The following is a 24,603-nucleotide window of genomic DNA, read 5'->3' as shown; positions in this document are numbered from 1 at the left end:
TCCAAAAAGAGTTGATGGCTGGGGCGATCGCTCTTGGTGGTGTTTTCTTGATTGGCACTTTGTGGTACTGGTTAGTGGAGGGCTGGTCATGGGAAGATGCAGCTTACATGACAGTTATCACTTTGGCGACTGTGGGATACGGAGAGACGCAACCACTCGGTAGTCGAGGACGATTGTTTACAATTGCCCTGATTTTGTTAGGTGTAGTCAATATCGGTTACATTGTCAATAGATTTACAGAAGCGATTATTCAAGGGTACTTTCAAGAAGGAATTCGGCTACAACAACAGAGGCGGTTAATGGAATCCCTATCAGAACACTACATCATCTGTGGATTTAGTCGGACTGGTCGGCAAATTGCCAAGGAATTTCGGACAGAAGGTGTAGCTTTTGTAGTAATTGATTCGGAGACAGAATCAATCCAAAGGGCACAGACTGAAGGTTACACAGCATACCAAGGTGACGCTACATTAGATGACACACTCCTAAAAGTTGGTATTGAACGGGCGATGTGTATTGTTGCAGCCCTTCCCTCTGATGCTGAAAATTTATACATTGTATTATCAGCAAAAACCCTGAATTCAGGAATTCGGGTGATCGCACGGGCAAGTACAGAAGAAGCTTTGCAGAAGTTACGACGCGGTGGTGCAGATGAAGTGATATCCCCCTATATTACTGGCGGGAAACGCATGGCTGCTGCGGCTCTCAGGCCCCAAGTATTGGATTTTGTAGATGGGATTTTGACTGGTGCAGACCGCCAGTTATATATGGAAGAATTTTTACTCGATGCAGCTTTCTGTCCTGTTGTGGGTCAAAGTTTGCAAAAGGCGAGATTGCGATCGCAAACTGGAGCATTGGTTCTGGCAATTCACCGTGTTGATGGAACTTTAATCGGTGGCCCCACTGGCGATACGATTTTAATGTCGGGAGACAGACTAATTGGTATGGGTACAGCAGAGCAATTGCGTAGTCTGAATCAAATTCTCGGCCCAATGAATTCCAAGAAACTGCGACGACCGAAAAATAGTTGATTTTATTTAATTACTTTTTTATCCCAATTAGGTATTGGTTGTATAGCACAAGCCTTCGTGGTTAGGACATTAACAGATGATAAAACTTAGACACAACAAGACTTTTCACCCAATCCCCAGTCACCAGTCCCCAGTCCCTTGCTATATAAATAAGTTGGCACAAGAAAACCAAACTATGTGAAGAAAGATAAACTAGACTAAAACCCTTTTTCCTCCTGCTTGATGCCAACGACAAATTTTTACGCCGACCTACTTAGTCTAATTGCGTAAACAGATTTAGACTTTCCCAAATCGCCGCTCCCGTTGCTGGTAGGCACACAAGGCACGATGAAATTCGGCACGGTCAAAATCGGGCCAGAGAGCATCGGTAATATAAATTTCTCCATAAGCCATTTGCCAGAGAAGAAAATTTGAGAGGCGGATTTCTCCACTGGTGCGAATTAACAAATCTGGGTCAGTAATTCCGGCTGTGTACAAGTGGCTCTCAAACACCTGTTCATTAATTTCATTGGGTTGTAGCACACCTTGCTGGACAAGCTTAGCGATCGCCTGACAAGCTTGTAAAATTTCTTGCCGTCCACCATAATTAGTTGCCACGGAAAACCGGATACCGCGATTATTCTTAGTTTCTTCCATTGAACGGGAAATTTCTTGTTGAAGCGATCGTGGCAGGTCTTGCAAATTCCCTACAAACTTAATTTGAACATTTTCTTCGACCATTTCCCGCAGTTCTTGGCGCAAAACTCTTTGAAATAGAGTCATCAAAAAATCTACTTCTTCCTGCGGTCTTTTCCAGTTCTCTGTTGAAAAAGCATAAGCTGTCAACGCCTGAATTCCCCAATCCTGACAACAGCGAAGTAAATCCTTGAGAGCATCTACTCCTCGCTTATGACCCATAATTCGGGGTAGACCCTGACGTTTAGCCCATCGACCATTACCATCCATAATCACCGCAACGTGCTGCGGCAATAATTCTCGTTTTAAATCGGTAGGTAAATCTTGCAGTTTAGTTTGTTGTAGTGTCATTTTTTATCTCGAGAAGCGGTCGATGGTAATCTGAGTAAACGTGAAACCAGTGCTAGTGTCTTCCCACCTATCCGACGAACAAAACTCAACAGACCAGGAGCAACAGCTTCCCTATCCACGGTTGGAGACAAAACAGCCTCTAATGACTCTTTCAGTTTCCTATTCGTCAGCGGTCTATTTAGGGTTCCCCGTTCCGCTAAGGAAATAGAACCCGTTTCTTCAGAGACAACGACACAAATGCAATTTTCGACCCGCTCAGTAATTCCCATTGCTGCCCGGTGGCGTGTTCCCAGCTGGCGCGAGGCTGTGCGTCCCGAAAGTGGTAAAATTATACCTGATGACACAATCCGTGAGCCACGAATCAATGTCGCTCCATCGTGTAACAAAGTTTTCGGCTGAAAAATTGTCTGGATTAGTTCTTTAGAAACTTCCGCATTTAGCTTTACTCCTGGCACAGAAAAATCTCGCTCATCAATTGGCCCTGTGGTTTCCACAATTAGTAAAGCTCCAATGCGGTTTTTTGACAATTCTTTAACAGCCTCAACAATTTCATCAATTACGCTATCAGATTTGGGGATTGCCAGACGGTCGGGTTGAAACAGCTGGCGGAATTCGCCACGCCCCAATTGCTCCAAAAACCGCCGAAACTCTGACTGTAGAGCAACTGCCATCGCCACAGCACAACCAATCACCAACTTTTCTAGTACAAAACTTAGCAGAGGTAGTCCGAATCTGCCACTGAGTGCTGAGGCTAGCATTAAGATAATGAATCCCCGCACCATCCATAGTGTCCGGCGCTCACTAATAATAACTAGTATCATGTACGTCAGCGCCAGCACTAAGACAATATCCAGAGTCCCAAGTAGCAAGGACTGTGACCACCCCAGGTTTGTCAGCCATTGCTTCCACCAATCTCTCATGACATCTGGATTAAACTTTTGCCTCTAATTTACAGTTGGTCATTTGTCATTTGTCCTTCGTCATTTGCAAATGACTAATGACTAATGACCAAAGACAAATGACTATTTCTTGAGTCTTTCTGGTAGGCGATCTTGTCGAATTAAATCTTCATAAGTTTCACGTTGCAAAATTAAATTTGCTTCGCCATTTGCCACTACGACAGCTGCCGGTCGAGGCAAGCGGTTGTAGTTAGATGCCATACTGTAATTGTACGCACCAGTTCCCATAACTACGAGAATATCCCCTGGTTCAGTCTTTGGGAGTAGAGCATTTTTAATCAGAATATCTCCTGATTCACAATGTTTACCAGCAATTGTGACTGTTTGGGTTAAAGGTGAAGACATTTTATTGGCAACTACTGCCCGATAAACTGATTGGTAAGTAATCGGTCGGGGATTATCAGACATTCCCCCATCGATCGCTACATAGGTACGAATTTCTGGGATAACTTTGGATGAACCAATAGTATAAGCAGTGACGCAAGCTGTGGCAATTAGCGATCGCCCCGGCTCGCTAAGTAATTTCGGCAAAGGCAGATTTTCGGCCGCACAAGCTGCTTGAATTACTTCACAAATCGCCTTCACCCACTCTTCAATGCTAGGGGGATCGTCTGATTCTATATATTTAATCCCTAAACCGCCACCAACATTTAACTCTGTAATATTTAAACCATACTTCCTGGCATCTCGCAGCCACTGCACCATAACAGCAGCCAAATCTTGATGCGGTTGGCGCTCAAAAATTTGGGAACCAATATGAGCGTGTACCCCTACGCAATTAAGGATAGGTTGTTGACTGACAAAACCAAACACCTCATCTAAATCGTTGGGATCAAAACCGAATTTGCTATCTAAGTGTCCCGTGCGAATATATTCGTGAGTGTGGCACTCAATACCGGGAGTTAACCGTAGCATGATGCGGATTGGAAGAGAGGGTTGGGCTATTTCGACAAGGGTACGCAACTCATACCAATTATCCGCCACAATGGTGACATCAGACTCGATCGCTAAAATTAATTCTTCACGAGATTTATTATTTCCATGAAGGTAGATTTTATTGGGACTAACACCCGCTTGTAGGGCGGTGTAAAGTTCGCCTCCGGAAACTACATCAATTCCCAGTCCTTCAGATGCGGCGATCGCACAAACAGCTAAACAATTCCAAGCTTTTGAGGCGTACAATACTTGAGATTCGCCCTTGTAATATTGCTTGAAAGCATCTCGGTATTGCTGACAAGCCGAACGCAGGGTTTCTTCATCTAAAATATATAAAGGTGAACCAAACTGCTCAACTAGGGTTGTGACATTACACCCACCAATTTCCAAGAGGTCATGATGATGAACTCTGGCAGTCAAGGGTAAAAGTTCTTGATTAGGCGATGGATTTGTGTTGGTGTCGTGCCTTTGAGGTAAATATTGACTTCCAGAATGTTGAACCCCAGTGGGGTGAGTCGATACCATAACTATAAAAGTTTTCCTTGTTCAAATTACGGACTTTGAGTTTGTCTCCCGATTCCCAGTGTACAAAGGGTTTGTAACGTTATTCAATAAATGTGATCGCATTAGACTTAGAAATTAAATTACTGACATTAGAAAATCTCAGTGCTATTCTGGAACTCGATCAAGCTTGTTTTGGTGGACTTTGGACTCTGGACGGCTACAAGCGAGAATTGGATAGTCCCAACAGCGATTTACTCGGTTTATTTTCCCCTTCTTCCAGCACAAGTTTGCTAGGAATGGGTTGCTTTTGGTCAATTTTAGATGAGGCCCACATTACAATTTTGGCGGTTCATCCTCAATATCACCGTCAAGGTTTGGGTGCGGCTTTATTATATTCACTCATTAAGACAGCTTGCGATCGCAAAATGGAGCGAGCTACCCTCGAAGTCCGAGCTTCCAACTTGGCGGCAATATCTTTATATCAAAAATTTGGCTTCAAAACAGCAGGGCGGCGGCGGCGCTACTACCAAGATAACGATGAGGATGCTTTAATCTTTTGGCTCCCAGATTTACAACACCGCAAATTTAAAGCAACTTTAGACCAATGGTATTCCATTGTCAGCGATCGCCTCGAAAAATCCTCTTGGCACTTGCTTTTTAAGTAAGTTGGTAGGCGAGGAAATTTATAACTATGTCATTGCGAAAGGAGCAAAGCAAAGTGTTCGCGGAGCGTTCCCGTTGGCGCAGCCTCTCGTAGAGAAGGGTAGCAATCACACGAGTTTTGAACGTTTTACATTTTGTTATATAGTTAGGTTTATTTGCGCCTACCTATTTAGTTGGGTATGAGTAATTTTGAATTATTGGGGCTTGCGATCGGCTTCAGCAAAAAAATGTAACTTTGCTGCGCCTATTCCTATTTAAATGTTTTATATAAAATATAAATCTTATAAATAAATTAAATATTAATTATTTTTACTTGATATTAAAAAATATGTATGCTAAATATAAATGTTTGGGATTGAGTCAAGAAACCCTTAATCTAAGCAGTGAACTGTTTGTAATAAATCCCAATAAATCCCAAAAACGCTGGTAAACTAAAGCTCCTCAGTACACTAGCAAGATAGAAGTAGTCAATAGTTAACAATTAGCCCATCAACCCAAGTCATAGGTTCAGGATGTCTATAATCTGTTATACAGGCATCCAAAAGCTTTGCCTGTGCTAAAATCAGCATACCGGCACGACCGCAGATGATGGGATAAAGCCATGTTTGAGCGCTTCACAGAAAAAGCCATTAAGGTAATCATGCTGGCCCAAGAAGAGGCCCGCCGTTTAGGTCACAACTTTGTCGGAACCGAGCAGATCCTCCTGGGTCTGATTGGCGAAGGCACTGGAGTGGCTGCTAAGGTGCTGAAATCAATGGGCGTCAATCTCAAAGATGCCCGAATTGAAGTTGAAAAAATTATAGGACGGGGATCGGGCTTTGTTGCCGTGGAAATTCCGTTTACGCCACGGGCGAAGCGAGTTTTAGAACTTTCCTTGGAAGAAGCACGCCAACTGGGGCATAACTACATTGGCACCGAGCATCTGCTGTTGGGCCTAATCCGCGAAGGGGAAGGCGTCGCAGCCAGGGTGCTAGAAAACCTCGGTGTGGATCTATCTAAGGTAAGAACCCAAGTTATTCGGATGTTGGGAGAAACTGCCGAAGTTTCACCAGGCGGTTCATCCGGGCGCACAAAAACCCCGACTCTGGATGAATTTGGCTCAAACCTGACCCAGATGGCAATAGATAATAAGCTCGATCCGGTGGTGGGACGCGCTAAAGAAATTGAGCGGGTGATTCAGATATTGGGTCGCCGAACAAAAAATAACCCAGTGCTGATTGGGGAACCAGGGGTTGGTAAGACTGCGATCGCAGAAGGTTTAGCTTCACGCATTGCCACCAAAGATGTCCCTGACATCCTCGAAGATAAACGCGTCGTCACCTTAGATATTGGTTTGCTCGTAGCAGGAACCAAGTATCGAGGTGAATTTGAAGAACGCTTGAAAAAAATCATGGATGAAATCCGCTCGGCGGGTAATGTCATTCTCGTGATTGATGAGGTACACACCTTAATTGGTGCGGGTGCAGCAGAAGGTGCTATAGACGCAGCAAATATCCTCAAGCCAGCTTTGGCCAGAGGTGAGTTGCAGTGCATCGGAGCTACAACCCTAGATGAATACCGGAAGCACATCGAGCGAGATGCAGCGCTAGAGCGACGTTTCCAACCAGTAATGGTTGGCGAACCTACAGTTGATGAAACAATTGAAATTTTATATGGTTTGCGCGAACGCTACGAGCAACACCACAAACTGAAAATCTCCGACGAAGCATTGGTAGCGGCGGCGAAATTGTCAGACCGTTACATTAGCGATCGCTACCTACCAGATAAAGCCATCGACTTAGTTGATGAAGCTGGTTCTAGAGTGCGCTTGATTAACTCCCAATTGCCACCCGCAGCCAAAGAGTTAGACAAAGAACTGCGTCAGATATTAAAAGAAAAAGATGATGCAGTGCGCTCTCAAGACTTCGATAAAGCTGGAGAATTGCGCGATCGCGAAATGGAAATCAAAGCCGAAATCCGGGCGATCGCTCAAAGCAAGACCAATGCAACTGGCACAGAACATGAAGAACCTGTAGTTACAGAAGAAGACATTGCTCACATTGTCGCTTCCTGGACTGGAGTACCGGTGAACAAACTCACCGAATCTGAATCTGAAAAGCTGTTGCACATGGAAGATACCTTGCATCAGCGTTTAATCGGTCAGGATGAAGCTGTCAAAGCAGTTTCACGAGCAATTCGTCGCGCTCGTGTTGGCTTGAAGAATCCCAATCGACCCATAGCTAGCTTTGTGTTCTCTGGGCCTACTGGTGTAGGTAAAACCGAGTTGGCGAAGTCCTTAGCTGCTTACTTCTTCGGTTCCGAAGAAGCGATGATCCGCTTAGATATGTCCGAATACATGGAGCGTCACACCGTCAGCAAGCTGATTGGTTCCCCTCCTGGTTATGTTGGTTATAACGAAGGTGGTCAGCTGACCGAGGCCGTGCGGAGGCGTCCTTACACCGTGGTGTTGTTCGACGAAATCGAAAAAGCGCACCCCGATGTTTTCAATATGCTGCTGCAAATTTTGGAAGACGGTCGGTTAACTGATGCCAAAGGTCGCACGGTAGACTTCAAGAACACCTTGCTGATTTTAACTTCCAATATTGGTTCTAAGGTAATTGAAAAAGGCGGTAGCGGTATCGGGTTTGAATTCTCCGAAGATGCCAGCGAGTCAACTTACAACCGGATTCGCTCTTTGGTCAACGAAGAACTCAAGCAGTACTTCCGTCCAGAGTTCCTCAACCGACTCGATGAAATTATCGTCTTCCGTCAATTGAGCAAGCCAGAAGTGACCCAAATCGCTGAAATTATGCTCAAGGAAGTATTTGGTCGTCTAACTGAAAAGGGTATCACCTTAGAAGTCAGCGATCGCTTCAAGGATCGGTTGATCCAAGAAGGTTACAGTCCCAGCTACGGCGCGAGGCCATTACGTCGGGCAATTATGCGCCTGTTAGAAGATAGCCTAGCAGAAGAAATTCTGTCTGGTCGTATCAAGGATGGCGATACAGCCCTTGTTGATGTGGATGAAAATGGCGTTGTGCAAGTTAGTTCTCAACAGCGTCGGGAATTGTTACCCCAAGGCGTTGAGTAAGATTTAGGGTTTGGGATTTTTTAGATTAGATCCCAAATTAAAAAACGGTAGAGTATTAATTGCTCTACCGTTTTTTGTTTGAATATGTCTAATACAGACGAAGAATACCGCGTTATTCCCCCACAAGATCCAATATCGATATTTGAGAGAAGCGATCGTAACGGGACAACTCCCCCCTGCTTTAGAAGCGTATTATCAGCAGCATTTGCACAAGATGATTCCCCCCAACTCGCCAAGTCTTGAGAGGGAATTAAAATCATCTGTACTGAAGAAATTAGCGCAAGTTTCATCAGTTGTATCAGCAGAAAGCATTGCTAGTACAATTGATGCTGATGAATACGATGTCGAAGAAATTCTAGAAAATTGGCGTGAGTTTTTAACACTCCAGGAAATTGATGGAGAAATCCACTACAGTCTTTATCATTCCAACTTCCGCGATTTTTTAAGCAAGCAAGTAAATTTTAGTTAGACTCTATAATGCTTCGGTATTGAGTCGAATAAAGACCTAACCCCCAACCCCTTCCCTACTAGCGTTGGGGAGTAAGATTCAAAGCCTCTCGCCTCTTAGGAGAGAGGAATGGAAGTGAGGTCAAATTCTACAGCATACAAAGGAGCGATCGCAATCACCAAGCATCTGCCATAGACGAAACATTCGTGAGAGAGTTGACCTGGGGAACATCCTAGGGTCAAGATAAAAGGGTTGGATATCTTGTCAAAGTACTAAGCACATCCGATATCGCCTGATTTTCTTTCATTTCCCTGCTTTTGGGTTAAAGAGAAAGGCTATGGGCGATACTTATTAACGTGGCAAAAAACAGAAAAAAGTACGCGCGGATTGCTAAGACGTGCCTGGACGCAGAGGGTTAAGCCGTTGCACCCCGATGAAGCGTCAAGAAATAGCTGATTAAATCAAATTCTAAGCGATTTAATCATATATTTTGTAGCAGATACTTGTGGAAAAGAAAATGCTAGGTGTAAATGTTGTTATGAAAGTTGGCGATCGCGTCCGCGTTAAAGATTCGGTAGTGGTGTATCATCATCCTGAACATCGGAATCAGCCCTTTGACATCAAAGGTACAGAAGGCGAAGTTACAGCTATTGCCACCCAATGGCGAGACAGACCAGTAAGCGCTAATCTACCGATTGTAGTCCAGTTTAGTAAAAAGTTTAAAGCCCATTTACGTGAAAACGAATTAGAAGTCATCTAAATCACTTATCGGCGGCGAAACCACTGGAAAATATTCAGTTCGCCGCGCATTCTTTTAAGTTCTTGGCGGTTTTGTTCTGCTGTTGTATAATACCAATCACAATAACGCTGAAACTCCGATCGCGACCGAACTTCATGGTAGAACTCATGGGTTGTTTGGTAAGAGGCAAAAGCTTCTTCAACTTGAGGTTGAGCAACTGGAATAATATAAGGTAAATTTTTTGACATAAAATTAAGAGTCGTAGAGACGCGATCGCGTCTGTTTTGAATTGAGATAATTACCGCACTTCTTAATTAATAACTCATAATTCCTGTACAGAGGCGATTAATCGCGTCTCTCCTAACTCCTAACTTTAATTAAAGCCAACCGCGTAAGCGATAAACTAAAGAACCAATATACTCTTTTAAAGCGATGGTAAATTGGTGTAAGTTATCAGTATCAGGTAATAAATTTAGTATGGCGGCTTTGGGAGTACTACCGAGTTCTTGCAACTCACCCTCACTAACTAGAAAGTCAGTAGGTGCAGGAATAGCATTGATTCCTTGACGCTGGAAAATCTGAAGCGATCGCGGCATATGCATTGCCGAAGTTACTAATAATACCTGACGAATGCCACGAGATAACAAAATCTTTCGGACATTTACAGCATTTTGATAAGTATTGAGAGAGTCCGGTTCTTGGACGATCGCCTCAGATGGAATACCAATAGATGTAAGTATTGTTGCCATATCTGCCGACTCTGGCGAACCACTTCCACGCCAATCAATGCGACCGCCGCTCAGAATGATTATAGGCGCTTTTTTCTGGCGATAAAGTTGTGCGGCGTAGATGACGCGATCGCCTGATTCACTTAAATCGACAGTAGGTCTTGGAGGAAAAGCTGATTTAGTTGCGCCACCTAAAACCACAATTGCTTCTGCATTAGGTATTTGGGCGGGTGGAAGATTTTGCCATTCTAGCGATCGCACTAATGATTTAGCGATCCAAGCATTGCTAGAAAATAGCAATAAAATTAGGGAAAAAGCAATTGCGATCGCCGCAGTCCGGGGTCGTTTCCACAGAGTCACTAATGCTACTACCAAGCTCACGCAGGCTAATCCTAGTGGATAAAAAAATAGTGGCAGTAATTTGGATAGATATAAAAACATATTATTAGGGCATGGGGCATGGGGCATGGGGAATGGGGCATGGGGAATAGGAGATGAGGAAGTGATGAAGAAAAACTATTGATTATCGATCGATGCCCAATGCCCAATCCCCAATCCCCAATCCCCAATCCCCAAATTATTACCTTTCCCAAAACTTGTAATTGAAACTACTTCCAGGAGTGCGACGGTAACGGCGACCGGCTCTTCTGATTTGCCGTTTGTTGATCCTTTCATTCGTTGGTTCAACTTCAACCTCTTCTGATTCTTCAACTTGCAACTGAGTTCTAGTTTCTTCCTTACTTCCCCACCAAGCAGTAATCCAGCCTCCACCTAAAGCACCTAATCCACCAAGCAAGATACTCATAGGTGCTGGATAGCCTAAATATACAAAACCTAGCATGAAAAATAACCAGTATTTCAATCCTGCATCAACACCATCAGAGGAGGCTACATTTGGTGCTTGGGGGCTATTATCAGTTACATTTGCGATCCAGCTTAAGATGAAACCGCCCATGATTCCTAAGAAGATGCTTAGGGCTGGTGCGGAGCCGGTCATTATTAATATAAATGTTAAAAATGCCCCAAATAATAGTTGAGAAAAGAAGCTGGGAGAAATACTGAATAAGTCGTTCTTTTTGTCTGCCATAAAATAAATAACTTATTTAACAAATTACTAATGACGCTCGATAGCAAAGCGTTAGCGACGTAAAAGCGTCTGACTCTAACGTAATTCCTAATTTTCGATTCAATTACGAATTACGAATTACGAATTACAAATTATTTTAATTGTGCCTGTTGTGGTTGAGTTGTATCCCAAATCTTTACATAAGGTTGTTCCTCTTCAGTGAAAGGTTCAGCTTGTTTAATTTGTGAAGCTAATAAATCGGCGGTGGCATCAGCAATATCACCAGTGCGATTGTTCAAACGCTCTTTTAGAACTTCAAGTGGTGCTGTGCATTGGATAATCTGAAGGGGAAGTTGATGTTTTGTAGCTTGTGCGATCGCTTCTTGGCGTAACTGCTGTTTATCATACTTGGCATCCAAAATTACCGAAAAACCTTGTTTAGCCAGGATAATTCCCAATTCCAGCAGTCGTGTGTAAGTTTTCTCGGTCATCTCCGGTGTATACAAATCATCGCCACCCCGTTCCCACAAAGGAATTCCCCCTAGATGCTTCCGCACTGCATCCGAACGCAGGTGAATTGCTCCCTGTTGACGGGCTAAATGTCTGGCTGTGGTACTTTTACCAGAACCCGACAACCCCGACATCAAAATTAGTTGTCCCTGCTTGGGTTTAGTGTATTCCCAAGCTTGTTTGTAATAATCAGTGGCGGTTTTTGTCGCTTCTTGCTTCACCGTTGCGGGTACACTCGGATCGTCTAGTAAAAATGATGTCACCTTCGCTCGGACATAAGCCTGACGGCTTAAATACAAGGGCAACACCTGTAAGCCTTCCCAGTCTCCAGTTTGCTCTATATAAACATTCAAAAACGCATTACCCAAGTCTTGACGCTGGCCAGCTTCCAAATCCATCACAGTGAACGCTACATCGTACATCACATCGACAAAGCGAAACGACTCATTAAATTCAATGCAATCGAACAACAAGATTTTATCGTGCCACTGGGCAATATTTCTCAGGTGTAAATCCCCATGACATTCACGAATATAACCGTTGTGAATTCTGCTAGCAAATAATTCTGGACGTTCGGCAAAAAATTTATCTGTATATTGCTTTGTTTCTGTAAATTGCGCCTGAGTCTGGGGGCCACCAATATACTTCTCAGTTTGCTGATAATTCTCATCAAAAGCAGCCCGGATATTTGGCACTTCGCCAAAAGTGCGAATGTAATCATTCGTCTGTGCTTGGGCATGATATTGAGCAACCACTCGTCCCAACTCATTTAGAAGTGTCTCATTTAACTTACCTTCTTCAAAAAGGATACTTAGTAGCGACTCTTGAGGAAACTGACGCATCTTCAGCGCATATTCTACAGCCTCGCTCGTTCCCCCTAACTGGTATTGCTCCCCTACTAAAGTTATGGGCAAAACTTCTAAATATAATTCACCAGCACCCCGTTGATTTAACCGTAACTCTTCCTGACAAAAATGCTGCCGCTTATCTAAGGTAGAAAAATCCAAAAAGCCAAAATTCACAGATTTTTTCAGTTTATAGACGTAATCCCCAGTTAACAGCACATAAGAAGCGTGGGTTTGAACTAGTTGAATAGGTTCTGTTACCTTATGGGGATAAAATCCCGGCTGCAACATTTGCTCGATAAAAGCTGGAAGAGTCGCTTCTGTCATCTCTTTGCTCTACGGGTTCAAATACAAAAAAACCAGGAGTTTCCTCCTGGCTATCATCAAAAATTATTACACAGTTTACCAATTGAGTGTTGATAAGCTAATGCGCTATTTTCTGTGAAGACTGTCATTAGTCATTGCTCATTGGTCAATTGAGAATGGTGCAAGATATCAACATATCAAGGAGAACTCGTTTTAGAAGCTTCTGGACTGCGAATGATGATATGTCCCTTCTCACTTTCTTGAATAGCTAACACAGATGGAATCTCGCCAGATTTTGCGTTTGAGGGTAATGCTCGAAACAAATAAATCCAGCCGCCACGTTCTAGGAGTAAGCGCCAGACTCGCGGCTGCTGTGGATTGCTGATGTCATTATCTTCTCTGCCTCGCAAGTCGTCGAATAGACCGCGATCGCCAATAATGCGATAACCTTTCAAAGATGGATCTGCAAATATATCATCAAGTTTGCGTCCCACAGCAAACTTTTCTTCAGGTGTAATTAAAGCTACAACAGGTAAGGTGGAGTTTTGACCAGCGTCTCTTTGTGCATCTGCGATGCCTTGCCAACGAGCTAACCAAAATATCACAATTAATACCCAGGATACTATTACTATCTCATTGACTAGCGATCGCAGAAATTCCACTGAGCGCAGTTGTCCAGAACTAAATTCAGCCAGAGATTTTAGCCGTTTAGCTCTCCATGAGCGTTTGTGTTGGGTTGCAGAGATAATGCGACTCAATAGTAATTGGCTTGCAGAGACTACTATATCACTAACGATTTTAATTAACCATAATGTTGCCTGAATAGCGAGCGCAGCTATAAAAAAGGCGATCGCACTTTTGCATATTGTCCAACCATCTCCGAGAAATATTTGCAGGGGAACTATCAAAAAAGACTGTGCGGGTAAGTCGAGGGTATTGACTTCTAGCTGAAAAAAGTAGAAATATGACCAACGGTAAATCCAGCCTGCAAAGAAAAGCGCCGCACCCAGTAAGCCAAGTACACTTGTGAATTTACCTAAAATATTGGTTTCCTGGTTAGGGGTTTGGGTCATACGAAAAATAGGGGAGATGAGAGAAACAATATAGCGTTTCTCATTTGTGTGCAAATACACTCTGACCTCTCTCCAAACCTCTCTCCTCTTAGGAGAGAGGCTTTGAATTTTACTTCCCAACGCTAGTAGGGAAGCGGGGTGGTTTCATACAAGCAGAGAAAAACTAAAACTGGGTTTCAAAGCCTCTCCCCCCGTGGGGGCTTCTGTGTACACACATCTTGGTAATGAAGCGCAAACCTCGGATTTACCCCCCTTAATCCCCCCTTGCAAAGGGGGGAGATTAAAGATCCGGTTCCCTCCCCTTTGCAAGGGGAGGGTTAGGGTGGGGTAAAAGTGACGCAAAAACCCAGATGAGTAAGCTATTTCAGACTTGTGTGTACACTGTAGCCCGATGCCTTGGGGGAAATATCCGGTTCCCGGTTCTCCCCCAAGGCATCGGGGAGTTAGAGGGGGTGAGAAGGACTTGTGTATACACGGTAGCCGTGGGGGAGAGGAATAGAAGTGAGGGAAAAAGCCTGGACACTAAACGAGAAATCAAAACTTATGTATTTTTCTTTTTTCGTATGAAACCACTCTGCCTAACGCTAGTAGGGAAGGGGTTGGGGGTTAGGTCTATATTGCACAACTACAAACTGTTACAGGTAAATAATCAGTTTGTTTTTGTGATTTTACGGAAATTTAATATATGCCTCTGAAGTTTAATGAGAAAGTTAAATCTAGTCAAATACACTGTTAAAGCCATGAAAGTTTTTTTCCAGAGATCGGTTGTGGCAATCTTAGTAATGGCAGCAGCACTAGCAGGGAACATCCAAACTGTAATTAGCAAGGATGTCACAACGGAAAATTTCTTCTTAGCACAGACACCAGTCAACGCAGATGAATTAGAACTTCCAGTGGCCTTACCAGAGTTAGCAGAAGTCATCCTAAAAGCAGGTGGGTCAAACAGTGGTCGAGTAATCGGAATTGATGCACAGACAGAAGCACTATCAATTCAGCGTAGTGGCAAAACTGCCACAATTCCCCTGAGCAAAATTCAAAAAGTAGTCTTCAAGAATGGGGCGTTAGCTTACAGAAGCAATGGGCGGCAAATTATCCGGGGTGAGCGAGACCGTCCCACAGGTCAGCTTGTAACTTGGAATGGTATACCCCTAAATACTTTTACCGTAAAAAATCCTACTCAGGGTCAAGCAGTGGTGAAACTTAAACCACCTGTAGTTTCCACAGCACAGTTGCTGGGTATTCAGTCAGTGGCTAGAAATCGGCAATATGTGGTGAATGAAATCCAGTTCAATTCGCAACAAAGAACGATTAACATTCTGGCAAACCCTTATTGATTCGTGAATTATTTTAGCTGTACGCTTTCATAGCACATTTGTGTCTACTCAACGTAAATCCCTAATTTAGGCTTTTGCTGATGTTGATAACAAAAACTTCGATGCTAGCAACAAATGTTTAAACGTTTGTAACAAATGCTTTGGTGCTGGCAACAAATGTTCAAGCAGTTGCAACAATTATTCAAATGTTTGCAACAAATATTCAAGCACTTGTTACAAGTATTCAAACATCTATAACAAATGTTCAAGTATTTGTAACAAGTATTCAAATATCTATAACAAATGTTCAAGTAGTTGCAACAAATATTCAAACATTTGCAACAAACGTTCAAACATTTCCAACAAATGCTTAAACATTTGCAAGAAATGTCCCAACGTTTATAACAAATGCTCCGATGTCGGCAATAAATGTTTCAGCCTTTTTAGGACTTACGCAAAGTGAAGGTATTTTTGTTCTTGCGATCGCTCCGCTTGCTCTTAGCGTTCCTGTAAGGTAGCAATCCCAGACTTGACTAAATACTTTTGATGTTGCTAACGACAACTTTTGCTAACACGCAATTAAAAACAGCTACCTTTGCGCTACTCTATGAAAAAAATTCTCACCAGTCTTTTGGCTGTGGGCTTTTATCTAACGCCTTTAACAGTGATGCTGATGGCTCAACCCACTTGGGGACAAACTCAAAACTCCCAAGCGCAAGAAGCAGAAAGACTGCTAGAGCAAGGGGCAAATCTGACACAGCAACAGGAACACCAACAGGCAATACAAATATTACAGCAAGCTTTAATCATTGCACGAGAACTCAAAGACCAAAAACTTAAAGCAACTGCACTGGTTTGGCTTGGGTTTAACTACGACGCTTTAGGAGAAAAGCAAAAAGCATTTGATTTTTACAATCAAGCTCTGCCCCTATATCGTGCTGTGGGCGACCGCACAGGTGTTGCAACTACACTCAATAACATCGGTGCAGTCTACGACGCATTAGGAGAAAAGCAAAAAGCACTCGATTTTTATAACCAAGCTCTGCCCCTATATCGGGCTGTGGGCGATCGCTCTGGTGTTGCGACTACACTCAATAACATCGGTTTAGTCTACGACGCTTTAGGAGAAAAGCAAAAAGCACTCGATTTTTACAACCAAGCTCTGCCCCTTAGGCGTGCTGTGGGCGATCGCTCTGGTGTTGCGACTACACTCAATAACATCGGTAAAGTCTACAACGATTTAGGAGAAAAGCAAAAAGCACTCGATTTTTACAACCAAGCTCTGCCCCTTTGGCGTGCTGTGGGCGATCGCTCTGGTGTTGCGACTACACTCAATAACATCGGTTTAGTCTACGACGCTTTAGGAGAAAAGCAAAAAGCACTCGATTTTTACAACCAAGCTTTGCCCCTATATCGGGCTGTGGGCGCTCGCTCTGGTGTTGCGACTACACTCAATAACATCGGTAAAGTCTACAACGCTTTAGGAGAAAAGCAAAAAGCACTCGATTACTTCAACCAAGCTCTGCCCCTTTGGCGTGCTGTAGGCGATCGCTCTGGTGTTGCGACTACACTCAATAACATCGGTGGAGTCTACAACGATTTAGGAGAAAAGCAAAAAGCACTCGATTTTTACAACCAAGCTTTGCCCCTAATTCGGGCTGTGGGCAATCGCTCTGGTGTTGCGACTACACTCAATAACATCGGTAGAGTCTACGACGATTTAGGAGAAAAGCAAAAAGCACTCGATTTTTACAACCAAGCTCTGCCTCTATATCGGGCTGTGGGCGATCGCTCTGGTGTTGCGACTACACTCAATAACATCGGTAAAGTCTACAACGATTTAGGAGAAAAGCAAAAAGCCCTCGATTTTTACAATCAAGCTCTGCCCCTGATGCGGGCTGTGGGCGATCGCGCAGGTGAAGCTATTACCTTGAGTAATATTGGTGTACTTTTCCAAAGTACAAATCGACCAACCCAAGCCATTACCAATTTAGAGCAATCTCTCCAAATCAGCTTAGAAATGCGCCGGGGTTTGCAACGAGAAAATCGCCAAAAGTTTTTACAGGACAATAATGCGAGTGCTACTGCTACTGCTTTAGTCGATGTCCTGATTAATCAAAAAAAATACGCTCAAGCCTTTGAATGGGTTAACCTATTCACTACAGCCGACCTTGCTGATTATACTCGCCTGATTAATGCCAAAGTTGCCAACCCAGAAGCACAGAAAGCTCTTGATAACTGGAGTAAAAAACATCAACAATTAGAATCCTTGCGGCAACAACTGCAAAGCGATCAATCCGAAAGCCTACCCCAGCAAATTCGGCAATTAGAAGCACAAGTTTACTCAGAAGCCGAAAATATCTCTCGCCGTTTTCCTGAAGTGGCAGAACTATTTGAAACTACACCCGCAGATATTAAAAATCTTACATCATCTATACCCGCAGGAACGGTTGTAGTTCAACCTGTCTTGCTGACTAATGTCAGAGATATGCCTAATAACGTTGCAATTTTTATCTTCGCAAAAGGCGAGTTGAGCGTTATAAAAAAATCTATTGATCCCACGGAATTTAATAAACTTCTCACCCAATACTTGAAAGAAGTACAAGATGAAAGTAATTCTAACTACCGTGAAACTGGCGGCAAACTTTATGATATTCTTATTCGTCCTATAGAAGACAAAATTAAAGCTTTATCCCCGAAAGAACTAAGTATTATCGCTACTGGTCAACTGCGCCATCTACCTTTTGAAACTCTTTCCGACAGTAAAACCAACCAATTTCTAATCGAGAAATATCCTGTCAACTATCTCACTCGCATTTCCAATAATTCCCTAAAATCTCCAGGTGTGCAAAATGCCGTACCCCTCAAACTACAAGCTGTTTTAGCATTTGGTAATCCAGTACCCAGTGACCCACAAAATCTCCCAGGTGCAGAGGCAGAAGTCAGAAGTATTAAGGAAATACTGCCAGACAGTGAAGTTTATATCCACAATGAAGCTACCTTAGAAAAGTTTAGATCCCAAGCATTGCGCTTTGACTTTTTGCATTTAGCAACTCATGGCTGTTTCAAAACCGAAGATTGCAAAAAAGTCAAGTTAAAAAATAATACATTACTATTTGCTGACAAACCCTTAGACATTGCCAATGCTGCTCTTTTAGGGCTACAAGGCACACAACTGATTACTCTTAGTGCCTGTCAAACTGCTGTAGACACTAATTTGAATGATGCTAGCACAGGACTTGCAGGAGTTGCTTATATATTTGAGCGTGCTGGTGCTAAAGCTGTGATGGCAAGTTTATGGGCGGTTGATGATGAAGCGACTCAGCAATTGATGATTCAATTTTATCAAAACCTCAAGCAAGGTATGACCAAAGGAGAAGCTTTGCAACAAGCTAAGTTGAAGCTAATTAAAGACCATCCTTATTATTGGTCGCCATTTGTCTTGATTGGTGATGCACGTTAAAGTAATTCGTAATTAAGTGCGTTAGAGGATGTTTGAAAAGTTTTCTTCTCGGTAACAAAACGTTCTAGATCCCCCTAAATCCCCCGATAAATTGGGGGACTTTGATTCCGGTTCCCCCTACGGTGTACACACAAGTCACATTACCCCCCTTAATCCCCCCGATGTATTGGGGGGAAACAGGAGAATCTAGTTCCCTCCCCAATACATACGGGGAGGGTTAGGGTGGGGTAAAACCTTGGGTTTTTCAGCTATTTCAGACTTGTGTGTACACCGTAGCCCCGCAAGCGGGGAGGGGAGACAAAGCGTAGCGTTGGCGGGGTGGGGTTCCGAGGGAATTAAGGGTAATTTAGCGGAGATGATATCATCTCTTTGTGCAGGTTCAAATACAAAAAAACCAGGAGTTTCCCCCTGGCTATCATCAAAAATTATTACACACTTACGTAGCTTCAGAGGTTGCTTCACTCTCTGCTTCAGCCTCATCCTCAGCAGCAGCGCTGATTTGCGGCTGCGAGACGCTAACTACAACTCGCTCCGTATCGCCAAGAACTGTAACACCTTGAGGCAAGACTAGCTCGTGAACACGCAAGCTGTCTCCGATTTGCAGGTTAGAGACATCAATTTCAATTATTTCTGGGATGTTTTCTGGCGCACAACTGACTTGCAATTCAGTGATAACAGTGTCTAAAAAACCACCTTCTTGTTTAACACCAACAGCAGTTCCCACATAACGCAGCGGTACTTCTACAGTGGTGTCGCCGTGGCCAGCAACCGCGAAAAAGCTGAGGTGGTAAGGCGTACCTTTGGCGGGATGAATCTGAAGTTCCCGCAGCAAGGTTTTACCGCGCCAAGGTGCATCAGCAATATTCAACTCAATCAAGGTGTTGTTGACGGAAGCTCTTTTGAGCAAACGCTCAACAGTTTTGGCTTCAATGGTCAAAGAAATGGATTCTGTACCCTTATGACCATACAAATTGGCAGGTATCAATCCAGCACGGCGCAAAGCTTTTGGCTTGCTACCTTCTGGACGTTTTTGAGATTCGACTGTAATAGCCATAAAAGTTGTCCTTTGTCAGTTGTCAGTTGTCCTTTGTCCTTTGTCATTTGTCATTTGCTAATGACCAATGACTAATGACTAATGACTAAATTTACGCACTAAGTAGGGTAGCAGGTGTACCGTCGGGGTGCAATAAAGCGCGTTTGGGCCCGTGGATCGGGTCTTCTACGATTATGGTTTGATCGCGGCTGGCTCCTAGTGAGACGATCGCGATCGGAACTTCCATCAATTCGGCTAAGAATTTCAGATAATCCAATGCTGCTTGTGGTAAGTCTTCTAGGGTGCGGCAGTGAGTTGTTGACACTTTCCACCCCGGTAAGGTTTTGTAGATGGGACGACATCTAGCAAATTGACGAGAACTGGTGGGGAAGTGTTCGCTGCGTTGGCCATCTATGTCATAAGCGACACAAACTTGGATTTCCTCTAATTCATCGAGAACATCTAGTTTGGTGAGTGCCATACAATCCATACCGTTAATCCGCACGGCATAGCGACCGATGACCGCATCAAACCAGCCGCAACGCCGTTTGCGTCCGGTGGTTGTGCCAAATTCGGCACCGCGATCGCACAACAATTCTCCCAACTCTCCATCTAATTCAGTGGGAAATGGCCCTTCTCCGACACGGGTTGTATAGGCTTTTGACACCCCAATTACCCGGTCAATCATTGTCGGCCCTACCCCAGTACCAACGCAAGCCCCACCCGCCACTGGGTTAGAGGAGGTGACATAAGGATAAGTTCCGTGATCTAAGTCTAGGAGCGTACCTTGTGCGCCTTCAAACAAAATATTGCGTCGTCGCCAAATTGCATCGGATATTTTCAACGATGTATCAACAACGTGAGGTCGCAAGCGTTCTGCATACCCCAAATACTGCTCAATTACCTCTTGTGGATCTAGAGGCGGCAAGTTGTAAAGCTTTTCTAAAATGACGTTTTTATAATTAATCGTCCACTCCAGCTGCTCGCGTAGCCCATCCGGGTCCATTAAGTCTAAAACCCGAATCCCTGTACGTTCAGATTTGTCAGCATAAGTCGGCCCAATGCCCCGACCTGTTGTGCCGATCTTATGGCTTCCCCGTCGTTCTTCAGATGCCTGGTCAATCAATCGATGATAAGGCATCGTTACGTGGGCTGTTTCAGATATCAGCAGGTGGTCAGTGGAAATATTTAACTCTTTTAATTGGTCGAGTTCTGCGATCAAAATCTGTGGATCGATCACTGTTCCACAGCCGATAATGCAATCGGTATTTGGATACAAAATCCCAGAGGGAATCAAATGCAGTTTAAAGGTCTGACCTTTAACTACAATCGTGTGTCCAGCATTGACACCCCCTTGGTAACGCACCACAACATCTGCGGAACGGCTGAGTAAGTCAGTTATTTTACCTTTTCCTTCATCGCCCCATTGGGCACCTATGACAATGACGTTAGCCAAGAGCTTAAATTAAGAAGTAAAGTTTCCACAAACTATTATTATTAACATATTGTGTGAATCATGTCAACCAAAATCTATTTTGAGCGCGAACACCGAAATTACGCAACAGAAACAACTAGAAGCTCAACTTCTGCGATCGCAACACTGTTTAAACATTATTTAAGCTGTTCCACACTTTTTAAATCATATATGGTCGTGTTGGCTGTTGAGTGTTAACTCTTGACTGTTAACTGTCAGCAGTCAAAAAACCTCACTCCTTCACTATGCAAGAAATATGTGTTTTAGCTTATCAAAAACGAGAAAGTGATTTTTTCCTTACTTATGGGCATTAGTCGGTAAGCTGGGAAAATCTACACCCCCGAAAGCTTTAGGTAATCCCTACTTTGGAGAAAATAACCACTCAGACTAATTTTAGGAAAAGCAAATGGGCGTTAGCACGCTAGCAAAATCAGCACATAATACAATAGCTAGCGTCCCCCAAAAGTCACTCATGCCGCAAAATAGTCAAACCGCCATCGAATTCCGCGATGTCACTTTTAGCCGCAATCATCGCCCATTGGTGTCAAATCTCAATTTCACTATTCGCCAAGGAGAAGCACTGGTATTACTTGGGCGCAGTGGTAGCGGCAAAACCACGACAATGAAGTTAATTAATCGCCTATTTACACCTACACAAGGCGAAGTTTTATTTGATGGCATTCCCACAACTCAATGGGATGAAATTAAACTGCGGCGAAAAATTGGTTACGTTATTCAAGAAATTGGTTTATTTCCCCATTTCACTGTCGAACGCAATGTTGGTTTAGTCCCATCTTTAGAAGGGTGGCAACCAAAACAAATTAAAATGCGAGTTTATGAACTGTTGCAATTGGTAGGCTTAGAACCAGCACAATTCGCCACACGTTACCCGCACGAACTTTCGGGAGGACAAAGGCAAAGAGTCGGTGTAGCCAGGTCTTTAGCAGCAGATCCGCCAGTGTTGTTGATGGATGAACCCTTTGGCGCACTCGATCCGATTACGCGCCTCGAACTGCAACAAGAGTTTCGGCATTTGCAGCAAGAGTTAGGTAAAACAGTTGTTTTCGTCACCCATGATATTCAAGAAGCCTTTGTGTTGGCATCGAGAATTGGTTTAATGTATGGCGGAGAATTGATAGTATTGGGGACGAAAGATGAATTTATGCGATCGCAACACCCAGAAAGCCTCGCCTTTCTGCAATGTCTGCGTTCCCTGCAAGATACTTTATGAAAAATTTCTTCCTGGTTAAGTATGCCCCAGAAATTCTTCAGCATACTCTAGAACACCTATTTTTAGTAGGCATCGCCATTGGAATTGCCATCATTGTAGGCATTCCATTAGGTATTTTAATTACACGTAAAACCTTTCTTCGTCAACCAATTCTCGGCATAGCAAATATTTTCCAAACTATTCCCAGTTTGGCACTGTTTGGTTTACTCATTCCTGTTCCCATAATTGGCGGCATTGGTGCAGTACCAGCAATTGTTGCCCTGACTGTATATTCCTTGCTGCCGATAATTCGTAACACTTACACAGGTATTACTGGCGTAGATCCAGCGATTCGAGAAGCTGGGAGAGGCATGGGAATGACGGATAGACAATTATTGTTGCAAGTTGAGATTCCTTTAGCACTGGGAGTCATTTTAGCAGGAGTGCGAGTCGCAACAGTTATTGCCATTGGTATTGCAACTATTGCAGCGGCTATTGGTGCAGGTGGTTTAGGAGTATTTATTTTTCGCGGCATATCAGTAGTGAATAATCAGTTAATTTTAGCTGGTGCAGTTCCGGCGGCGGCAATTGCATTACTAGCTGACTTCGCAATTGGCTTGATGGAGAATAAATTAAAAATTAAAAGTTAAGTAATGAAAAGATTTTTGGCATTGTGCTTTTTAACTTTTGCTTTGTTACTGATAATCGCTGGCTGCACGGGAAATATCAATAGTAATAACGATGCTAATATAGTTGTGGCTTCCAAAGATTTTACCGAACAAGATATTTTAGGTGAATTGTTAGCGCAGCAAATCGAGGCAACAACTAAGTTAAAAGTAGCTCGTCGTCCCCGTTTAGGTGGTTCATTTGTTTGTCATAACGCTATTAAGGCTGGCATAATTGATGCTTATATTGAGTATACAGGCACAGCTTTGACTGCAATTTTAAAGCAAAAACCAGTTAATAACTCCAAAGAAGTTTACGAAATAATCAAACAAATATACGCCCAGCAATTCAATCTGGAAGTGATGCCTAGCTTGGGTTTTGAAAATACTTTTGCAATGATTATTCGGGCTGAAGATGCTAAACTCAACAATATTCAAACTCTCTCCCAAGCTACTCAATATACACCACAGTGGCGTGGCGGTTTCGGTTACGAATTTTTAGAAAGAGAAGATGGTTTTCCAGGATTAGCTAAAACTTACGATTTACGTTTTGCTAAACCACCCCAAATTATGGACTTGGGTTTAATATATCGTGCTTTGATTCAAAAACAAGTGGATATGGTGGCAGGAAATTCCACTGATGGGCAAATTTCTCGCTTGGGTTTATTTGTACTCAAGGATGATAAACATTATTTTCCACCTTACGAAACTGTGCCAATTGTCCGACAAGAAACCTTAAAAAAATATCCACAATTAAGAACAGCGATCGCACAACTAGCTGGAAAGATTTCAGCAGATGAAATGCGGCAATTAAACTATTTAGTTGAAGGGGAATTACGTGATGTTAAAGATGTTGTCCAGGAGTTTCGGAAATCGAAGGGGTTAAATAATTCGTAATTCGTAATTAAGGATAGGCTTTACCCCACCCTAACCCTCCCCTTATAAAGGGGAGCCACTGCGTTGGACGGGTTTCCCGGCTTGAAGCAAGTGGCGTGAGGGAACTAGATTTCCTCTGGGTGAGGAGCAAGTTTTGGGCAGTGAGTGAAGCCACTATACTAACTTATTTACCTAAATCGACAAGATTGGTTTACAGTCGGAGTCTCTTCAAATTGCACCATTATTAAAACAGCTGGCGCATCGCCTACTGTTCCAGATAAGTGACCTTTATGACCTTGCGCGTCTGTTTTCGTACCTCGATCTTCTCCAAAGGAAATTTCGCCTTCCCCCATCTCGACTCGCTGACCGTCCATAGTCTCCACAAACCAGCGTCCTGACAAAGGTATAATCCACTGGGGTTTTGGGTTTTCATGCCAGTTACCAACCCATCCTACAGGTAGCACAGTAAAGCTGATTGTAGCACCGGACTGCTTCAAATTAGAAAGCCACTGCGGTGAGGTATCCGGGGCTATGCCTTTTTCGATAAAGTCTTCAATTTGACAACGGGATTGATGACTTATACCGTCGTTGTCAGTCCAGACGTGCCAGTATTCAATTGTTGGTTTGGATGATGAGTTATTCTGCATAATAATGGCTCTTTTCGA

Annotated in this window: 22 protein-coding genes; 11 read left to right on the top strand and 11 right to left on the bottom strand. The window is 43.4% G+C overall.

The features are described from left to right. The first annotated feature begins 14 nt into the window (after positions 1 to 14). Positions 15 to 1,031, top strand: a complete 1,017-nt coding sequence (locus tag RMY64_RS03245; RefSeq protein WP_322699291.1) for a potassium channel family protein — start codon at positions 15 to 17, stop codon at positions 1,029 to 1,031. Positions 1,032 to 1,307: 276 nt separating this feature from the next. On the opposite strand, the gene RMY64_RS03240 is transcribed toward RMY64_RS03245, so the two are convergent. From RMY64_RS03240 to lysA, 3 genes are all read right to left on the bottom strand, one after another. Next, positions 1,308 to 2,057, bottom strand: a complete 750-nt coding sequence (locus RMY64_RS03240) for an isoprenyl transferase (RefSeq protein WP_322671572.1) — start codon at positions 2,055 to 2,057, stop codon at positions 1,308 to 1,310. Next, the gene (gene cdaA / locus RMY64_RS03235; protein WP_322671573.1) at positions 2,054 to 2,977 is read right to left on the bottom strand and encodes a diadenylate cyclase CdaA; all 924 of its coding nucleotides are present in this window, start codon (positions 2,975 to 2,977) and stop codon (positions 2,054 to 2,056) included. Before cdaA ends, RMY64_RS03240 begins: the two co-directional genes overlap by 4 nt. 102 nt (positions 2,978 to 3,079) lie before the next feature. Further along, complete coding sequence (gene lysA / locus RMY64_RS03230; protein WP_322699290.1) at positions 3,080 to 4,477, bottom strand: diaminopimelate decarboxylase; 1,398 nt, start codon at positions 4,475 to 4,477, stop codon at positions 3,080 to 3,082. Positions 4,478 to 4,569: 92 nt separating this feature from the next. On the opposite strand from lysA, the gene rimI reads away from it, so the two are divergent. From rimI to RMY64_RS03210, 4 genes are all read left to right on the top strand, one after another. After that, positions 4,570 to 5,121, top strand: a complete 552-nt coding sequence (gene rimI / locus RMY64_RS03225) for a ribosomal protein S18-alanine N-acetyltransferase (RefSeq protein WP_322699289.1) — start codon at positions 4,570 to 4,572, stop codon at positions 5,119 to 5,121. Positions 5,122 to 5,720: 599 nt separating this feature from the next. Continuing rightward, positions 5,721 to 8,189 carry an ATP-dependent Clp protease ATP-binding subunit gene (locus RMY64_RS03220; protein WP_322648268.1) on the top strand — a complete coding sequence of 823 codons (2,469 nt, stop codon included), beginning with the start codon at positions 5,721 to 5,723 and terminating at the stop codon, positions 8,187 to 8,189. A gap of 142 nt (positions 8,190 to 8,331) precedes the next feature. Beyond that, positions 8,332 to 8,658, top strand: a complete 327-nt coding sequence (locus tag RMY64_RS03215) for a hypothetical protein (protein ID WP_322699288.1) — start codon at positions 8,332 to 8,334, stop codon at positions 8,656 to 8,658. Between the two features lie 517 nt (positions 8,659 to 9,175). Beyond that, entirely contained in the window at positions 9,176 to 9,397 is a 222-nt protein-coding gene (locus tag RMY64_RS03210) for a ferredoxin-thioredoxin reductase variable chain (protein WP_409882227.1), read from the top strand. Positions 9,398 to 9,402: 5 nt separating this feature from the next. On the opposite strand, the gene RMY64_RS03205 is transcribed toward RMY64_RS03210, so the two are convergent. The 5 genes from RMY64_RS03205 to RMY64_RS03185 all read right to left on the bottom strand — a co-directional run bounded on the left by RMY64_RS03205 (position 9,403) and on the right by RMY64_RS03185 (position 13,904). Beyond that, positions 9,403 to 9,624, bottom strand: a complete 222-nt coding sequence (locus tag RMY64_RS03205; RefSeq protein WP_322671578.1) for a hypothetical protein — start codon at positions 9,622 to 9,624, stop codon at positions 9,403 to 9,405. Between the two features lie 129 nt (positions 9,625 to 9,753). Continuing rightward, positions 9,754 to 10,545: a YdcF family protein gene (locus tag RMY64_RS03200; RefSeq protein WP_322699287.1), complete on the bottom strand. Its 792-nt coding sequence runs from the start codon at positions 10,543 to 10,545 to the stop codon at positions 9,754 to 9,756. Between the two features lie 139 nt (positions 10,546 to 10,684). Beyond that, positions 10,685 to 11,191 (bottom strand): hypothetical protein, encoded by a 507-nt coding sequence (locus RMY64_RS03195; protein ID WP_322671580.1) that lies wholly within the window; start codon positions 11,189 to 11,191, stop codon positions 10,685 to 10,687. A gap of 131 nt (positions 11,192 to 11,322) precedes the next feature. Beyond that, positions 11,323 to 12,852: an AAA family ATPase gene (locus tag RMY64_RS03190; protein ID WP_322699286.1), complete on the bottom strand. Its 1,530-nt coding sequence runs from the start codon at positions 12,850 to 12,852 to the stop codon at positions 11,323 to 11,325. Between the two features lie 176 nt (positions 12,853 to 13,028). Continuing rightward, complete coding sequence (locus RMY64_RS03185) at positions 13,029 to 13,904, bottom strand: hypothetical protein (protein ID WP_322699285.1); 876 nt, start codon at positions 13,902 to 13,904, stop codon at positions 13,029 to 13,031. A 767-nt stretch (positions 13,905 to 14,671) separates the two neighbouring features. Here RMY64_RS03185 and RMY64_RS03180 point away from each other — a divergent pair. From RMY64_RS03180 to RMY64_RS03170, 3 genes are all read left to right on the top strand, one after another. Continuing rightward, complete coding sequence (locus RMY64_RS03180; RefSeq protein ID WP_322699284.1) at positions 14,672 to 15,238, top strand: hypothetical protein; 567 nt, start codon at positions 14,672 to 14,674, stop codon at positions 15,236 to 15,238. A 143-nt stretch (positions 15,239 to 15,381) separates the two neighbouring features. After that, complete coding sequence (locus tag RMY64_RS03175) at positions 15,382 to 15,591, top strand: hypothetical protein (protein ID WP_322699283.1); 210 nt, start codon at positions 15,382 to 15,384, stop codon at positions 15,589 to 15,591. 233 nt (positions 15,592 to 15,824) lie between these two features. After that, positions 15,825 to 18,680 (top strand): CHAT domain-containing tetratricopeptide repeat protein, encoded by a 2,856-nt coding sequence (locus RMY64_RS03170; RefSeq protein WP_322699282.1) that lies wholly within the window; start codon positions 15,825 to 15,827, stop codon positions 18,678 to 18,680. A gap of 436 nt (positions 18,681 to 19,116) precedes the next feature. On the opposite strand, the gene RMY64_RS03165 is transcribed toward RMY64_RS03170, so the two are convergent. Beyond that, positions 19,117 to 19,734 (bottom strand): 50S ribosomal protein L25/general stress protein Ctc, encoded by a 618-nt coding sequence (locus RMY64_RS03165; RefSeq protein ID WP_322699281.1) that lies wholly within the window; start codon positions 19,732 to 19,734, stop codon positions 19,117 to 19,119. A 91-nt stretch (positions 19,735 to 19,825) separates the two neighbouring features. After that, on the bottom strand, positions 19,826 to 21,169 hold the full coding sequence (locus RMY64_RS03160; RefSeq protein ID WP_322671587.1) for an adenylosuccinate synthase: 1,344 nt from the start codon (positions 21,167 to 21,169) through the stop codon (positions 19,826 to 19,828). Between the two features lie 490 nt (positions 21,170 to 21,659). Between RMY64_RS03160 and RMY64_RS03155 the strand changes: the two genes are divergently transcribed. The 3 genes from RMY64_RS03155 to RMY64_RS03145 are packed head-to-tail and all read left to right on the top strand — an operon-like array spanning position 21,660 to position 23,959. After that, positions 21,660 to 22,418: an ATP-binding cassette domain-containing protein gene (locus tag RMY64_RS03155; RefSeq protein ID WP_322671704.1), complete on the top strand. Its 759-nt coding sequence runs from the start codon at positions 21,660 to 21,662 to the stop codon at positions 22,416 to 22,418. Next, positions 22,415 to 23,047 carry an ABC transporter permease gene (locus tag RMY64_RS03150; protein ID WP_322671588.1) on the top strand — a complete coding sequence of 211 codons (633 nt, stop codon included), beginning with the start codon at positions 22,415 to 22,417 and terminating at the stop codon, positions 23,045 to 23,047. The genes RMY64_RS03155 and RMY64_RS03150 overlap by 4 nt, the downstream gene beginning before the upstream one ends. Positions 23,048 to 23,050: 3 nt before the next feature. Further along, a complete protein-coding gene (locus RMY64_RS03145) occupies positions 23,051 to 23,959 on the top strand; it encodes a glycine betaine ABC transporter substrate-binding protein (protein ID WP_322699280.1) in 909 nt (302 codons plus the stop codon). A 167-nt stretch (positions 23,960 to 24,126) separates the two neighbouring features. On the opposite strand, the gene RMY64_RS03140 is transcribed toward RMY64_RS03145, so the two are convergent. After that, complete coding sequence (locus RMY64_RS03140; RefSeq protein ID WP_322699279.1) at positions 24,127 to 24,585, bottom strand: cupin domain-containing protein; 459 nt, start codon at positions 24,583 to 24,585, stop codon at positions 24,127 to 24,129. Positions 24,586 to 24,603 lie beyond the last annotated feature (18 nt).

The organism is Nostoc sp. DedQUE08 (assembly GCF_034530895.1).
In the GTDB taxonomy this organism is placed as follows: Bacteria; Cyanobacteriota; Cyanobacteriia; order Cyanobacteriales; family Nostocaceae; genus Nostoc.
Note: the sequence above shows the minus strand (reverse complement) of the source record. Positions and strands in the feature narration are given on the sequence as shown.

Bases quoted from the DNA above. Each gene is read 5' to 3' on its own strand.
- RMY64_RS03155 (WP_322671704.1), top strand. From the start codon at position 21,660: ATGCCGCAAAATAGTCAAACCGCCATCGAATTCCGCGATGTCACTTTT.
- RMY64_RS03145 (WP_322699280.1), top strand. From the start codon at position 23,051: ATGAAAAGATTTTTGGCATTGTGCTTTTTAACTTTTGCTTTGTTACTG.
- RMY64_RS03210 (WP_409882227.1), top strand. From the start codon at position 9,176: ATGAAAGTTGGCGATCGCGTCCGCGTTAAAGATTCGGTAGTGGTGTAT.
- RMY64_RS03220 (WP_322648268.1), top strand. From the start codon at position 5,721: ATGTTTGAGCGCTTCACAGAAAAAGCCATTAAGGTAATCATGCTGGCC.
- lysA (WP_322699290.1), bottom strand. From the start codon at position 4,477: ATGGTATCGACTCACCCCACTGGGGTTCAACATTCTGGAAGTCAATAT.
- RMY64_RS03150 (WP_322671588.1), top strand. From the start codon at position 22,415: ATGAAAAATTTCTTCCTGGTTAAGTATGCCCCAGAAATTCTTCAGCAT.
- RMY64_RS03140 (WP_322699279.1), bottom strand. From the start codon at position 24,585: ATGCAGAATAACTCATCATCCAAACCAACAATTGAATACTGGCACGTC.
- RMY64_RS03200 (WP_322699287.1), bottom strand. From the start codon at position 10,545: ATGTTTTTATATCTATCCAAATTACTGCCACTATTTTTTTATCCACTA.
- RMY64_RS03240 (WP_322671572.1), bottom strand. From the start codon at position 2,057: ATGACACTACAACAAACTAAACTGCAAGATTTACCTACCGATTTAAAA.
- cdaA (WP_322671573.1), bottom strand. From the start codon at position 2,977: ATGAGAGATTGGTGGAAGCAATGGCTGACAAACCTGGGGTGGTCACAG.
- RMY64_RS03190 (WP_322699286.1), bottom strand. From the start codon at position 12,852: ATGACAGAAGCGACTCTTCCAGCTTTTATCGAGCAAATGTTGCAGCCG.
- RMY64_RS03195 (WP_322671580.1), bottom strand. From the start codon at position 11,191: ATGGCAGACAAAAAGAACGACTTATTCAGTATTTCTCCCAGCTTCTTT.
- RMY64_RS03185 (WP_322699285.1), bottom strand. From the start codon at position 13,904: ATGACCCAAACCCCTAACCAGGAAACCAATATTTTAGGTAAATTCACA.
- RMY64_RS03170 (WP_322699282.1), top strand. From the start codon at position 15,825: ATGAAAAAAATTCTCACCAGTCTTTTGGCTGTGGGCTTTTATCTAACG.
- RMY64_RS03245 (WP_322699291.1), top strand. From the start codon at position 15: ATGGCTGGGGCGATCGCTCTTGGTGGTGTTTTCTTGATTGGCACTTTG.
- RMY64_RS03205 (WP_322671578.1), bottom strand. From the start codon at position 9,624: ATGTCAAAAAATTTACCTTATATTATTCCAGTTGCTCAACCTCAAGTT.
- RMY64_RS03165 (WP_322699281.1), bottom strand. From the start codon at position 19,734: ATGGCTATTACAGTCGAATCTCAAAAACGTCCAGAAGGTAGCAAGCCA.